Here is a 13,016-nt window from a genome sequence, read left to right as displayed (position 1 = left end):
CAAGAGCGGGCCACATGTCTGAGGGGGTGTCAACTCGACGAAAAGCGTGTCGAGTTGACACCCCCTCAGACATGCAGCAAGAGCTGTGGCGCGACTCGTGATGGGACCCCACCACCCAGCCCTTGTGGAAAGACGGCTCGCCTTCGGCTTCGCGCAAACCAAGGTGTGTGGCTCGCCTTGGCTTCATTTGGTCGGTGCTTCTTTCGTGTGCCGGGTCCACCCGTTCACTCTGTGGTGGAGGCCGAACCTCGTTGTGTAGGTTGACAAACCTATGCGTGGGAACTGGTTCTTCGTCGCACTGGGCGCGGGTGTGCTGGCGGTCTGCACTGCCTGCTCGACTGCCGTGCCTCAGACTCAGGCGCCGCCGCCGCAGATTCCGAAGATCACGCCTCCCACCACTCCCTCGCGGGTGCCCGTGATGGTGGATCGGGCGTTGCCGGACGACTGTGAGCTCGTGGTGCCCGTGGAGGTCATGAACGCGGCGATCGGGCAGGAGTTGCCCGGGGAGCCCCGGATCATCGTCGGCATCAAGGAGCCCGGGATCGGGCGGACCGGCAAGATTGACTGCTACTACGGGATTCCCGAGAAGAAGGGGCTTCCGGACGCCAAGATCGTCATCGGGTTGTCGACCTACACGGACGATCTGACGGCTCGTACTCGGGTCAACGAGAGTGTCGAGGCCGAGCGGGGTGAAGGGGCCAAGGTCACCGAGGTCGACGTCGGGAAGCAGAAGGGGACGTTGGTCGAGGGCAAGGACGAGCAGTTGTTGATCGGGTCCTTGGGCAAGTCGACGTTCGTGGTGCGCAACCGGAACAACTTCATCCCCAAGGAGAAGCTCATCGCGATCCTGCCGGTGCTGGCCGTGCAGTCGATGACGCCGCCGGTCTAACCTGTCCGGCATGCTCAGGGTGGGGTTGACCGGGGGAATCGGGTCCGGGAAGTCGACGATCGCGCGGTTGCTCGTGGAGCGCGGCGCCGTCGTCATCGATGCGGACAAGCTCGCGCGTGAGGTTCTCGAGCCCGGGAGTGAAGGGCTCGCGGAGGTCGTCAAGGCCTTCGGTGAGGACGTGTTGCAGGCTGACGGGACGTTGGACCGGGCCGCGTTGGCCGCCAAGGCGTTCGCCGGCGAGGAGGCTCGGCAGACGCTCAACGGGATCACGCATCCCCGTATCGGCGCGCTCACCGGGCAGCGGATGGCCGAGGCTCCCGAGGACGCCATCGTCGTGCACGACATCCCGTTGTTGGTGGAGCGGGACATGGCGGCGATGTACCACCTGGTGATCGTTGTCTACGCGGACTCCGGCACTCGGCTGGAGCGGCTCGTCACCAGCCGGGGGATGGATCGGCAGGACGCTGAGAAGCGCATTGCCGCTCAGGCGACTGATGAGCAGCGGCGGGCCGTTGCGGACGTGTGGCTCGACAACACCGGTGAGGTTCCGGACGTCACGGCGTTGTGGGATCGGTTGGTGGGGTTCGAGAAGAACGTGCGGACGCAGTCGTACGCGTCCGGGTCGCCGGTCGTGGTGCCCTACGACGAGCGGTGGCCCGCGCAGGCTCTGCGGGTTGCCCGGCGGATCAGTGTGGCGGCCGGTGGGCGGCACGTCGAGCACATCGGGTCCACGGCGGTGCCTGGGCTCGCGGCCAAGGACGTGCTCGACTTCCAGCTCGCCGTCGAGGACATGGACACCGCGGACGGCCTGAGAGAAGCGTTGGGGCAGGCCGGGTTCCCGTACCTCGGGTCGTACGAGGACACGCCGCGCGGCGAGGGCGACTGGAGCAAGCGGCTGCACGCCGGCGCTGACCCCGGACGGCGCGTGAACCTGCACCTGCGCGTCGAAGGCACGGCGAACTGGCGGTGGGCGATCGACTTCCGCGACTGGCTGCGGCACGACGCCGTGGCTCGTGAGGAGTACACCAACCTGAAGTGGGAACTGTCCCGACGTTTCGCGGCCGATACCACCGGGTTCGCCTACGGTGAGGCGAAGGATCCCTGGATGGAGGCGGCCGTGCGTCGCGTCGAGGCCTACAGGGGCGGCCAGGAGTCGTAGATGCCGTGCCACGTCAGCCACGACGTCAGGTTGTGGTTGACGTTGCTGAGCTCTTCGAGGGTGCGGTGGACCGTGCGCAGCGCCTGGTCGGCGTCACCCGGTCGCAGCACGCGGCCCGCCACTGCGGCGGCGAAGTCCTCGCTGCGCACGATGCGGGCCGTGGTGCCGCCGGGGACGGCCAGACCGAGCAGCAGGTCCGTGGTCTGCCAGTGGCGGTGGTCGCGCTCGACCCGCACCGCGGACAGCACGCTCGGGCTGCTGCGCGCGTGCCGGGAACGCGGGCGGTAGGTGGTCAGCCGCAGGCCCAGTTCGGGCATCAGCCAGGTGACCTCGGAGTCCGAGAACGGGTCTTCCGGAGTGGGATGCTCGATTCGCAGACCCCACCGTTCGACATAACACGAACTGAGGGTCCGAGAGCCACCCGATGAATACGAGCGCACGCCCGAAATGGTGTCGACGACATCGACCAACTGAGGTGTAGTGACCGCTCCCACGCCGCCGAGCGTAGTCAAATATGTGCTCGCAGTTACACGCCGGGTCGATTTGTTACGTCACGGTCAGGTGACGAACACGCTCTGTGTATCAACGCCAGGCCGTGGGGCAACCCGAATAGGTGAGCCACCTGACCACATCGTGACCGTGCGCTGAAATGCCGGACACCGCCGAGTAGGTGGTTTCCAGTGCCCATTGTGCGCGTTCCGGAGAGAGCAGCTCGTGCTGAACTGCGGAGATCAACTCGTCCGTGTCCAAAACAGTCACGCTGTGGCCCGTTCGGACTATCAGGTCGAGGTACAGATCGGTTGTTTTCCAGACGCTGCCGATCGCGTTGATCTCGACGACGTCCACGTAGAAGTCGAAGTCGAGCTGGTGGCCGGGGTGCCAGGACTGGCGCGTCACGCGGATGTTGAGCTTGGGCAGGAACCAGCTCTCGAAGTGGCTGATCTTCGGATGCCCGGCGAGCGGCCGGAACATGTAGAGGCCGGTCGGCGTGAGCCGGAACTCGTCGACGCTCCTCAGCTGCCCCTTGGGATCGGTGTTGCTCTTGGCGTCCAGGTCGAAGTACTCGATCTTCGGCGGATGGATGTGTGCCACGTCCGCGATACTGCCATCGTTGGACGCCGCGGCCACTTAGGATGCCGCGCATGTTCGGGATCATCCGCCCCTGTCGCAACAGAATGGGCGCTGAGCTGCGGTCCGCGTGGCTCTCACACCTCTGTGGAATGTGCCTGTCGTTGCGCGACGAGCACGGTCATCTCTCACGCCTCGTCACGAACTACGACGGGCTGATGATCTCGGCCGCCGTGGAGGCGCAGTCCTCCGTGTCGCGGCGGACCGCCGGGCCGTGCGCGTTGCGCGGAATGAAGTCCGCGGACGTGGCCATCGGGGACGGGGCGCGGCTCGCGGCGTCGGTGTCGCTGGTGCTGGCGTCGTTGAAGATCCAGGACCACGTGGACGACGGCGACGGGCTCGCCGGCCGGATGGGGTGGGCTGGGCGAGCGGTGGCGCAGCGGTGGGCCGCCAAGGGCCTCGGAACGGCCTCGGACCTCGGCTTCGACGCGTCGGTGATGGTGGACGCGGTGCGGCGGCAGCCCGAGGTGGAGGCGGGCGCCGGGCTGGGCAGTTCCGTGCTCGTGGTCACCGAGCCGACGGAGACCGCGACCGCGTTCGCCGTCGGGCAGACCGCGATCATCGCCGGCAGGCCAGGCAACGTGGAGCCGTTGCGCGAGGTGGGGCGGCTGTTCGGGCGGGTGGCGCACCTGATCGACGCCGCCGAGGACCTGGAGGAGGACACGGCGTCGGGGGCGTGGAACCCGCTGACCGCCACCGGAACGTCCGTCCAGGAGGCGCACCGGCTGTGCCTGGACGCCGTGGCGGGGATCAGGCTGGCGCTCGCCGAGGTGGAGTTCACCGACGCGCGGCTCGTGCACAAGCTGCTGGTGCACGAGCTGGAGGAGTCGATCATCCGGGTATTCGGCAAGCGCCAGCGCCACCAGTACCCGCCGGACAAGCGCCGGTGGTCCGACCCCGGCAGCGGCCTGTGGGCCTACCCGAGGCTGAACTGGCAGCGGCAGCCGCGCGGGTGTTTCGAGGGCTGTGGCGCGTTCCTCTACATGTGCGGGACGTGCCAGTTCTGTTGCCGCGACCCGTTCCCGGGGCCGTGGAGCGACAAGCGGCGCGACGGGTGCGACGGCGGCGACTGCGGCCCGAACTGCGACTGCGACTGCAACTGCTGTCCGTGCGATTAGGCCTCTGACCAGGCTCAATCGGAAATTGTCAGACCTCCGGCGTAACGTGCTTCCCGTGGCTTTCGCAACCGAGCTCCCGCCAGAGGAAAGCACCGTCAAGGCGCACTCCGAGCACCGTCCCGTCGGCGACATCGTCCGCACCGACGGGCAGTTCCGCGTGGTCAGCGAGTACCAGCCGGCGGGTGACCAGCCGGCTGCGATCGCCGACCTCGAACGCCGCGTGCGCGGTGGCGAGCGCGACGTGGTGCTGCTGGGTGCCACGGGTACCGGCAAGTCGGCGACGACGGCGTGGCTGGTCGAGAAGCTGCAGCGCCCCACGCTGGTGATGGCGCCGAACAAGACTCTGGCGGCGCAGCTGGCGAACGAGCTGAAGGAGCTCTTCCCGCACAACGCGGTGGAGTACTTCGTCAGCTACTACGACTACTACCAGCCCGAGGCGTACATCCCGCAGACGGACACGTACATCGAGAAGGACTCCTCGATCAACGAGGACGTGGAGCGCCTGCGCCACTCGGCCACGATGTCGCTGCTGACCCGGCGCGACGTCATCGTGGTCGCGTCGGTGTCGTGCATCTACGGCCTGGGCACGCCCCAGTCGTACCTCGACCGCTCGATCCCTCTGGAGACGGGCGTGGAGGTCGACCGCGACGCGTTCCTGCGCCTGCTGGTCGACGTCCAGTACACCCGCAACGACATGTCGTTCACCCGCGGCTCGTTCCGCGTGCGGGGCGACACGGTCGAGATCATCCCTTCCTACGAGGAGCTCGCGGTCCGCGTCGAGTTCTTCGGCGACGAGATCGACAAGCTCTACTACCTGCACCCCCTCACCGGTGACGTGGTGAAGGAGGTCTCCGAGCTGCGGATCTTCCCCGCGACGCACTACGTGGCGGGCCCGGAGCGCATGGAGCGCGCGATCCGCGACATCGAGGCCGAGCTGGAGACGACGCTCGCCCAGATGGAGCGCCAGGGCAAGCTGCTCGAGGCCCAGCGCCTGCGCATGCGCACGCAGTACGACCTGGAGATGATGAAGCAGGTCGGGTTCTGCAACGGCATCGAGAACTACTCGCGCCACATCGACGGGCGTGGTGCCGGCACCGCCCCGGCGACGCTGCTCGACTACTTCCCCGACGACTTCCTGATGGTCATCGACGAGTCGCACGTGACGGTGCCGCAGATCGGCGGCATGTACGAGGGCGACGCCTCCCGCAAGCGCAACCTCGTGGAGCACGGCTTCCGCCTGCCCTCGGCGCTCGACAACCGCCCGCTGACGTGGGAGGAGTTCGCCGACCGGATCGGCCAGGTCGTGTACCTGTCGGCGACCCCGGGCCCGTACGAGATGGGCCAGTCCGGCGGTGAGTTCGTCGAGCAGGTCATCCGCCCGACCGGCCTCGTCGACCCCGAGGTCGTCGTGAAGCCGACGGAGGGCCAGATCGACGACCTGGTGCACTCGATCCGCGAGCGGGCCGAGCGCGACGAGCGGGTGCTCGTGACCACGCTGACCAAGAAGATGGCCGAGGACCTGACGGACTACCTGCTGGAGCTGGGGATCCGGGTCCGGTACCTGCACTCCGAGGTCGACACCCTGCGCCGCGTCGAGCTGCTGCGGCAGCTCCGGCTCGGCGAGTTCGACGTGCTGATCGGCATCAACCTGCTGCGCGAGGGTCTCGACCTCCCCGAGGTGTCACTGGTGGCGATCCTCGACGCGGACAAGGAAGGGTTCCTGCGCTCGGGTACGTCGCTGGTGCAGACGATCGGCCGTGCCGCGCGCAACGTGTCCGGTGAGGTCCACATGTACGCGGACCGGATCACCGACTCGATGCGGCACGCGATCGAGGAGACCAACCGGCGCCGCGAGAAGCAGGTCGCCTACAACACCGAACGCGGCATCGACCCGCAGCCGCTGCGGAAGAAGATCACGGACATCCTCGAGGCGGTCTACTCCGAGATCGAGGACGAGGTCCCGGTCGGCGGGTCCGGCCGGAACCAGTCCCGGGGCAAGCGCGCCACCGGTGAAGGTGGCCGCTCCTCGGGTGTGGTCGCGTCGCACGAGCGGGCAGGGATGGCCCGGTCGGAGCTGGCGGACCTGGTGCAGTCGCTGACGGACCAGATGATGAACGCGGCCCGCGATCTGCAGTTCGAGCTGGCGGCTCGGCTGCGCGACGAGATCCAGGACCTGAAGAAGGAGCTCAGGGGCATGGACGCGGCGGGGGTCAAATGACAGCTGGCTTAGACACGTAGCTTGGACGGCATGGGGAGATCGCCGTACCAGGACGTGGCCGACGCGGGTGGTCTCGAGATCGTGCTCCGAGGGGCGTGTCCCGGTGGCGTGGTCGAGGTGGAGGTGTTTCCAGGCTGCTACAACGCCACCGTGGCCCAAGGCGACCGGTCCGTGGACGTGAGTCTGCTGCGCCGCGAGCGCGAGTTCAGCGTGAAGCACCGGCTGCGCGGGGTGTGGTTGAGCCGCGTGACCACGACCGACCTGGCCGAGTTCACGGGCTGGGTGGCGATGTGGCTCGGCGGGGCCACCGCGCGGGAGTTGGCCGTCACGTGGCCGTCCGCTGATTTCGTCGCCGTGGCCGACGCCTTGGAGAGCGGCGACGAGGTCGAGCTCAGGTGGCAGCAGTGCCGTGCGATCAACATGAACGGCCTGGGGGAGTTCGTCGCGTCGGTGATGCGGGAGCCTCGGCTGCGGCCGCTGTACCCGTTCATGTCGCACTGGTGGATGTCGTTCAAGGTCGCCCCGACGGCGTATCGCATGGGCGGCCCCTGGGTTCGTGCGCTCGGCGGTGGACGATTCTCGGTGACCGAGGTTCGTTACCCGGACCGTGTTGACGTCGAGTACGACGCCGCCGACGCGGTGCGGGTGTGCGTGGCCGAGTTGGAACGGCTCGGTGTGCTCTCGCCCGAGGAGCTCACGTCTCCGGGCTGACGTGGAGCACGCGGTTGGCTTCGTCCATTGTGGATGTGGGGCGGATCGCGTCGCGGTGAGTTAGATCGACGTGTGCGGTGCGTAGTCCTGGGGCCGTATAACGATTTGCGCGCCCGCCGTAAATCGCCCTCTGGGGTGAGATGTGCGCGGACTGCTTTCGTCAGGGCCGCGGGCCGCCATGATCTCTGGGGTGGATGTGGACTCCCACCTTGCCGCGGTGGAGCAGGCTCTGATCGCTGTGCGGCGCAGTCAGTCTCGTAGGGCACTGGCCGAGTTGGCTGTTCCGGCCTTCGACGTGCTCGACGTCGTGGAGACGGCTGAGCGGACTGGGGCCCAGGCCACGGTTTCCAGTGTTGCCTTGGCTTTGCACGTCGACCAGCCTCGGGCGAGCAAGCTCGTCACCAGCGCCGTCGACGCCGGGCTGGTCGCCAGGGTGGCCGACAAGGCCGACGGGCGCCGGGTGTTGCTCGTGCGGACGCCTCGTGGGCGGGCGACGTCCGCTGAGCTGCACAGGGCTCGGCAGAGTGCTTGCGCCGTAGCGATGGCGGACTGGAACGAGGAGGAGCGGGTGGAGTTCGCCCGGCTGCTCACCCGTTTTGTCGCTGTGTTCGGCGCACGCTAGTTTTTGTTGTGACACTTGATGAGTTGATCGTCTACTGCGCCGGCAAGCCCGGTGCGGAGGAGACGTATCCGTGGGGCGAGGCCGAGCTGGTGTGCAAGGTCGGCGGGAAGGCGTTCGCCTTCATCGGCCTCGACGTGCACACCGTCGGCCTGAAGTGCGGCACCGATGCCGAGGCCGCCGCGGTGTGGCGAGAGCGCTTTCCCGGTGACGTCACGGTGAGCGGCTACATCGGCCGGTACGGGTGGAACACCGTCGCGCTCAAGGGAGCCGTGCCGGACGACGACCTGCTGGAGCTCGTCGACGGCTCGTACGAGGCCGTCGTCGCCCGGCTGCCCAAGGGGAAACGGCCTGCTGTCTAGCGTTCTTCGGGCTGGATGATGCCGAAGATGTTGTTCTCGGTGTCCTTGTAGTAGGCGAGCAGGCCCACGCCCGGCATCTTGTCCTTGGGCAGTGCGACGGTGCCGCCGTTGACCTCGATGGCCGCGATGGCGACGTCGATGTCTACCACGCTGATCGTCATGACGTAACCGTGGACCGGTGCGTCCGGGTCCGGGTCGGGGCCGCGGCGGGGAAGCAGGCCGCCGTTGACGCCCGGCTGGTCGTCGTCGCCGGTGACGATGGTCCAGTAGGGGATGTCGCCCCACTGTTCGATCTTCCAGCCGAAGACGGACGAGTAGAAGTTCCGCGCCCGCTCGGGATCTGCGGCGTGGATCTCGAAGTGCACAGGACGTGACATGACACGGCACGCTACTCCGGACAGTGGTTGTCCGCATTGGTCTCTACGGTGGCGGCATGGCAATCGGAATCCAGGTCACGATGGACGCGGCGGACCCCGGCAAGCTGGCTGCTTTCTGGGCGGAGGCGCTCGGTTACGTGGTGCAGCCGCCCCCTCCCGGGTTCGACTCGTGGGAGGACTTCGCGGTCAAGAACGGCATCCCGTTCGAGTCGGTCAACGACTACTCGGCGATCATCGACCCCGAGGGCGCCGGCCCGCGGTTCTTCTTCCAGCGCGTGCCCGAGGGCAAAACAGCGAAAAACCGCCTCCACCTCGACGTGAACGCCGGGCTGGAGGCGGTTGATCGGCTCGTTTCCCTTGGTGCCACGAAGGTCCAGGAGTTCAACGACAACAAGGGCCACTGGGTCGTGATGCTCGACCCCGAGGGCAACGAGTTCTGCGTGCAGTGAGCTAGCTCGTGATGTCCTTCGTCTTGAACACGCGCGCCGCGAGCAGCGTGAAGACGCCGCCGTAGACGAGCGCGGAGAACGTGCCGCGGGTCATCTCCGACCAGTCGATGTCGGTCGAGAGCAGGTCGGCCCACGCCATCGCGTAGTGCGTCGGCAGGTAGTTGCGCAGGTCTCCGAGCGGCTCGATCTGGTCGAGGATCTGCGACACGATCGAGACGAGCACCGTGCCGCCGACCGCGCCGAGAGGCGCGTCGGTGGACACGGACAGGAACATCGCGAGGCCGGCGACCCAGAACAGGTTGATCGAGATGTAGACGACCGCGAACGCCATGGCCAGCACGCCGTCGCCGAACGGGGCGGCTTCGCCGGTCGGGCTCACCACCTCGCCCGTGCCGTACCAGACGACGCCGACGGCCAGCGCGACCGCGGGGAGCAGCGCGAGGGCGAAGACGCTGAGGATGCCGCTGCTGATGGCCTTCTGGCGCAGCAGGCGGTGCCTCGGGATCGGTGCGGCGAGCAGGTACTTGAGGCTCGACCACGACGCTTCGGACGCGATCGTGTCGCCGAAGAACAGCGCCACGATCATCGGCAGCAGGAAGCTGCTGCTCACGAACAGCGTGAGCACCACGAAGTTGATGCCGCTGGCGGTCGCGAGGTCGACGAAGCCGCCGGAGCGGCGGTTCGGGTCGGACTGACCGATCTCGAAGCTCGCCGCGAGGATGAACGGCAGCAGCACCAGGAAACCCAGCACGAGCTGGGTCCTGCGGCGGCGGATCTGCCGTTGCAGCTCCACGTGGATGCGGAGCGTGCGGCGCGCCTTGTACCCGACCGACGAGCCGTCCGGCGCCACCTTGGTGTGCTGCTGGGCGGCCGCGTCGGTGAGGTCGTTGAGCGCGCCGGGGTCGGTGTGGACGCCGTTGTTGTTCACTGGTCCACCTCCTGCCGGATCGGTGCCTTGGTGCGGTTCGGGTTCGCCGTGAGGACTGTTTTCACCACGGGCGAAACCGCGGCCGCGGGCGGCTGTTCGGCGCCGGAACTGTCGGTGCCGACTGGGATAATTGAGTCAAGGGGTCCCCCTTCGCCGGCGAGCAACGTGCGCTCGCTCGACGAGGGGACCTCTGCCTCGGCCTGGGCGTCCGTCGCGGACGCCGCTGCCATCAGGAAGTCATTCACCGACCAGCTCCAAGAACGCGTCTTCCAGCCTGCGTCGCGGGCCCGCCTGGTCCACCGCCACACCGGCCGCCACGAGAGCGGTCAGTGCGACGGAGCGCGGGACGCCGTTCATCGACGCGTGCACGGCGCCCTCGTCCTCGTGCACGTCGTGCACGCCTTCGAGGCTCCGCAGGACATCGGCTGCCTTTGAGGGGGAGTCGACGCGGAACGTCGCCTCGCCGCCTCCCGCCGCGATGTCGGCCACCTCGCCGGCGGCGACGAGCTGACCCTTGTGCATCACGACCACGTGCGAACAGGTCTGCTCCACCTCGGCCAGCAGGTGCGACGACACGACGACCGTGCGGCCCGCCGCGGCGTAGCGGCGCAGGACCTCGCGCATCTGGTGGATCTGGGGCGGGTCGAGACCGTTGGCCGGCTCGTCCAGGATCAGCAGGTCCGGGAGGCCGAGCATCGCCTGCGCGATCGCGAGCCGCTGGCGCATGCCCTGGCTGTACGTGCGCACGCGGCGGTGCACCGCCTTGCCGAGGCCCGCGATCTCCAGCGCCTCCTCGACGTGTGCCTCCTCCACCGGCCGGCCCGTCGCCGCCCAGTACAGGCGCAGGTTCGCGGCGCCCGAGAGGTGCGGCAGGAAGCCGGAACCCTCGACGAACGAACCGATGCGCGACAGCACCGGAGCACCCGGCGTGACCTTGTGGCCGAAGACCCGGATGTGGCCCTCGGACGGGTGGATCAGGCCCATCACCATGCGCAGCGTCGTGGTCTTGCCGGCGCCGTTGGGGCCGAGCAGACCGAGGACCATGCCGTGCTCCACGCGGAACGACAGGTCCGTCACCGCCTTCACGCCGCCGGGGTAGGCCTTCGTGAGGTTGGAGATGACCAGCGGGACGTCCGCGAGGTCCGGGTCCGAGTCCTGCGCCATGCGGCGGCGGAACAACGCGATGACGCCCGAGCCGATCAGCACGAGCAGCGCGATCACGATGCCCCAGAGAGCACCCGTCGGGAAGCCCTCGGTGACGTTGCGACCGGGCACCACGGGCACCGAGATCTCGTCGGAGGCGAGCGAGATGCGGTACGCGGCGGGCTGCTCGGCGTTCGCGAACGCCTGGTCCGTCGTCGACACCACGAGAGCCAGCTTGTGCTCGCTCTCCACCGGACGCACCGCGCCCGGCAGCGTCACCGTCACCTCGGCGGCGGAACCGTCCGGCGGCAGCGCCACGCGGAAGGGCGCGACGATCGAGCCCGGCAGCGTGCGGGTGCCGTCCGCGGAGACGTCGTAGAGCTTCGCGAACAGGATCGCCTCGCCGGAGCTCTGGTCACCGCGGGCGACCTTGAGCTTCACCGTCGACGACCCGGTCAGCAGCACCTGCGAGGTCAGCTCCTCCGAGGTGAACACGGCGGCCTGGCCGGGCATGTCGAGCGACAGCCGCGACGAGATCGCCGACGACCGCGACAGCGCCGAACCGAGGCCCGGCAGGTTGCTGATCGACGCCGGGTTGCCGCCCGCCGGGTTCACGACGACCTGCTCGCGTCCCGTGAGCTTCAGCGTCTTGCGCTCGGTGGACGAGCCCTGGGCGAGACCGGGGTACGACGGCGCGATGACCGTGCGCAGCGACGGCTGGCCGGACGAGCGGAACGCGCCCTGCACCGTGTACTCGAAGCCGGTGCCGGGGTCGGTCCCCTTGCCGCGCAGGTGGAAGTCCATCCAGTCGGCGATCTGGCCGCGCAGCGCGGTGCCGGGGTTGCCGCCGTCGTGGCCGCCCGCGTACCAGACCATCTTGACCTGGCCGCCGGCCGCGGCGATCTGCCGCGCGGTGGCGTCGGACTGGTCGAGGCCGAACAGGGTGTCCTGCTCGCCCTGCACCAGCATCGTCGGCTGCTTGATCTGGTCCGCCACGGCGACGGGGGACGACTTGCGCAGCAGGTCGAGCGTCTGCTGTGACGCACTGCCCGTCGTGGCGACCTCGGTGTAGGCGGTGCAGACCTCGGGGGTGAAGCGGCCGCACGCGCCGAGGGACGGCGTCGGCGGCTGCTGGCCCTGGCCCCCGGAGTTGCCACCGGGCTGCTGCTGCGGCGCCTGAACGGAGTTCTGGCTCGGCTCCCGCTGGCCCTGCTCGGGCGCGTCACCCGTGGGCGACGAGAGGTCGATCGACGTCATGCCCGCCGAGAAGAAGATGCCCGCCCACGAACGCTTGAAGACGCCGTCCTCGCCGAACGCGGTCGCGGACGGGGTGGCGTCCGCACGCGGTGTCGCCAGCGCCGAGTTCGGCAGCAGCGACTGGGCGAGGTCGTTGTAGGTGATGACAGGGACGATCGTGTCGACGCGCTTGTCGACGCCCGCGAGCAGGAGTGACAGCGCACCGCCGTACGACGCGCCTGTCACGCCCACGCGGGGGTCGCCGCCGCTGTCCTTCTCCACCTCGTCACGTGTGCCGAGGAAGTCGAGGAGCTTCTGCGCGTCGCGGACCTCGCGGTCGACGGAGTTCAGCGCGATCTGGCCCGTGCTGCGGCCGAAGCCGCGCGCGGACCACGTCAGCACGACGAAGCCGCGTCGTGCGAACTCCTCGGCCTGCGTGTGCACGCTGCGGAGGCTGCCGCCGAAACCGTGCGCGAGCATGATCGCGGGCGCGGGCGTCTGCTGGGGGAGGTAGAGGCGGGTCTCGATCGTCACCGTCTGAGCGCTGTCAGGGCTCTCGGGTGCGTCGATGTTCGCTTCTTTGAAGGAAACGGCTACGGGGTCGTCTCCGGATCGAGTGAAGTACACGCCACCTGCGACGAGGGCTAGTACCACGATCAATGCGGGGATCGTCCACCTG

At 68.4% G+C, this 13,016-nt stretch carries 14 protein-coding genes; 8 read left to right on the top strand and 6 right to left on the bottom strand.

Annotation, left to right across the window (positions count from 1 at the left end; all coding sequences use genetic code 11):
• Positions 1 to 271 precede the first annotated feature (271 nt).
• Positions 272 to 889 carry a hypothetical protein gene (locus ACWF7A_RS37020; RefSeq protein ID WP_452255157.1) on the top strand — a complete coding sequence of 206 codons (618 nt, stop codon included), beginning with the start codon at positions 272 to 274 and terminating at the stop codon, positions 887 to 889.
• A gap of 10 nt (positions 890 to 899) precedes the next feature.
• Complete coding sequence (gene coaE / locus ACWF7A_RS37015) at positions 900 to 2,048, top strand: dephospho-CoA kinase (RefSeq protein WP_452255156.1); 1,149 nt, start codon at positions 900 to 902, stop codon at positions 2,046 to 2,048.
• Here coaE and ACWF7A_RS37010 read toward each other — a convergent pair.
• Positions 2,024 to 2,365 (bottom strand): hypothetical protein, encoded by a 342-nt coding sequence (locus ACWF7A_RS37010; RefSeq protein WP_266041765.1) that lies wholly within the window; start codon positions 2,363 to 2,365, stop codon positions 2,024 to 2,026. The genes coaE and ACWF7A_RS37010 overlap by 25 nt on opposite strands.
• Before the next feature lie 265 nt (positions 2,366 to 2,630).
• Positions 2,631 to 3,176 carry a DUF402 domain-containing protein gene (locus tag ACWF7A_RS37005; RefSeq protein ID WP_452255155.1) on the bottom strand — a complete coding sequence of 182 codons (546 nt, stop codon included), beginning with the start codon at positions 3,174 to 3,176 and terminating at the stop codon, positions 2,631 to 2,633.
• 14 nt (positions 3,177 to 3,190) lie between these two features.
• On the opposite strand from ACWF7A_RS37005, the gene ACWF7A_RS37000 reads away from it, so the two are divergent.
• From ACWF7A_RS37000 to ACWF7A_RS36980, 5 genes are all read left to right on the top strand, one after another.
• Entirely contained in the window at positions 3,191 to 4,294 is a 1,104-nt protein-coding gene (locus tag ACWF7A_RS37000; protein ID WP_452255154.1) for a DUF5685 family protein, read from the top strand.
• A gap of 55 nt (positions 4,295 to 4,349) precedes the next feature.
• Positions 4,350 to 6,512, top strand: a complete 2,163-nt coding sequence (uvrB, locus tag ACWF7A_RS36995; protein WP_452255153.1) for an excinuclease ABC subunit UvrB — start codon at positions 4,350 to 4,352, stop codon at positions 6,510 to 6,512.
• A gap of 30 nt (positions 6,513 to 6,542) precedes the next feature.
• Positions 6,543 to 7,223: a DUF6193 family natural product biosynthesis protein gene (locus tag ACWF7A_RS36990; protein WP_452255152.1), complete on the top strand. Its 681-nt coding sequence runs from the start codon at positions 6,543 to 6,545 to the stop codon at positions 7,221 to 7,223.
• Positions 7,224 to 7,440: 217 nt separating this feature from the next.
• Entirely contained in the window at positions 7,441 to 7,845 is a 405-nt protein-coding gene (locus ACWF7A_RS36985; RefSeq protein ID WP_452255151.1) for a MarR family winged helix-turn-helix transcriptional regulator, read from the top strand.
• A 23-nt stretch (positions 7,846 to 7,868) separates the two neighbouring features.
• Positions 7,869 to 8,204: an MmcQ/YjbR family DNA-binding protein gene (locus ACWF7A_RS36980; RefSeq protein WP_452255150.1), complete on the top strand. Its 336-nt coding sequence runs from the start codon at positions 7,869 to 7,871 to the stop codon at positions 8,202 to 8,204.
• Here the strand turns inward: ACWF7A_RS36980 and ACWF7A_RS36975 are convergent.
• A complete protein-coding gene (locus ACWF7A_RS36975) occupies positions 8,201 to 8,581 on the bottom strand; it encodes a VOC family protein (RefSeq protein WP_452255149.1) in 381 nt (126 codons plus the stop codon). The two genes, ACWF7A_RS36980 and ACWF7A_RS36975, sit on opposite strands and share 4 nt — an antisense overlap.
• A gap of 56 nt (positions 8,582 to 8,637) precedes the next feature.
• Here ACWF7A_RS36975 and ACWF7A_RS36970 point away from each other — a divergent pair, with 56 nt between their 5' ends.
• Positions 8,638 to 9,030, top strand: coding sequence for a VOC family protein (locus tag ACWF7A_RS36970; protein ID WP_189159708.1), 393 nt, complete (start codon positions 8,638 to 8,640; stop codon positions 9,028 to 9,030).
• A gap of 1 nt (position 9,031) precedes the next feature.
• Here ACWF7A_RS36970 and ACWF7A_RS36965 read toward each other — a convergent pair whose 3' ends face one another.
• From ACWF7A_RS36965 to ACWF7A_RS36955, 3 genes are read right to left on the bottom strand one after another with little or no spacing between them, the layout of a single operon-like run.
• Positions 9,032 to 9,958, bottom strand: coding sequence for an ABC transporter permease (locus ACWF7A_RS36965; RefSeq protein ID WP_452255148.1), 927 nt, complete (start codon positions 9,956 to 9,958; stop codon positions 9,032 to 9,034).
• The gene (locus tag ACWF7A_RS36960; RefSeq protein WP_452255147.1) at positions 9,955 to 10,203 is read right to left on the bottom strand and encodes a hypothetical protein; all 249 of its coding nucleotides are present in this window, start codon (positions 10,201 to 10,203) and stop codon (positions 9,955 to 9,957) included. Before ACWF7A_RS36960 ends, ACWF7A_RS36965 begins: the two co-directional genes overlap by 4 nt.
• Positions 10,196 to 12,871, bottom strand: coding sequence for an alpha/beta fold hydrolase (locus ACWF7A_RS36955; protein ID WP_452255146.1), 2,676 nt, complete (start codon positions 12,869 to 12,871; stop codon positions 10,196 to 10,198). The genes ACWF7A_RS36960 and ACWF7A_RS36955 overlap by 8 nt, the downstream gene beginning before the upstream one ends.
• Positions 12,872 to 13,016: the final 145 nt, after the last annotated feature.

The organism is Lentzea sp. NPDC055074, assembly GCF_053608005.1.
This window is presented reverse-complemented; position numbering and strand designations above follow the sequence as displayed.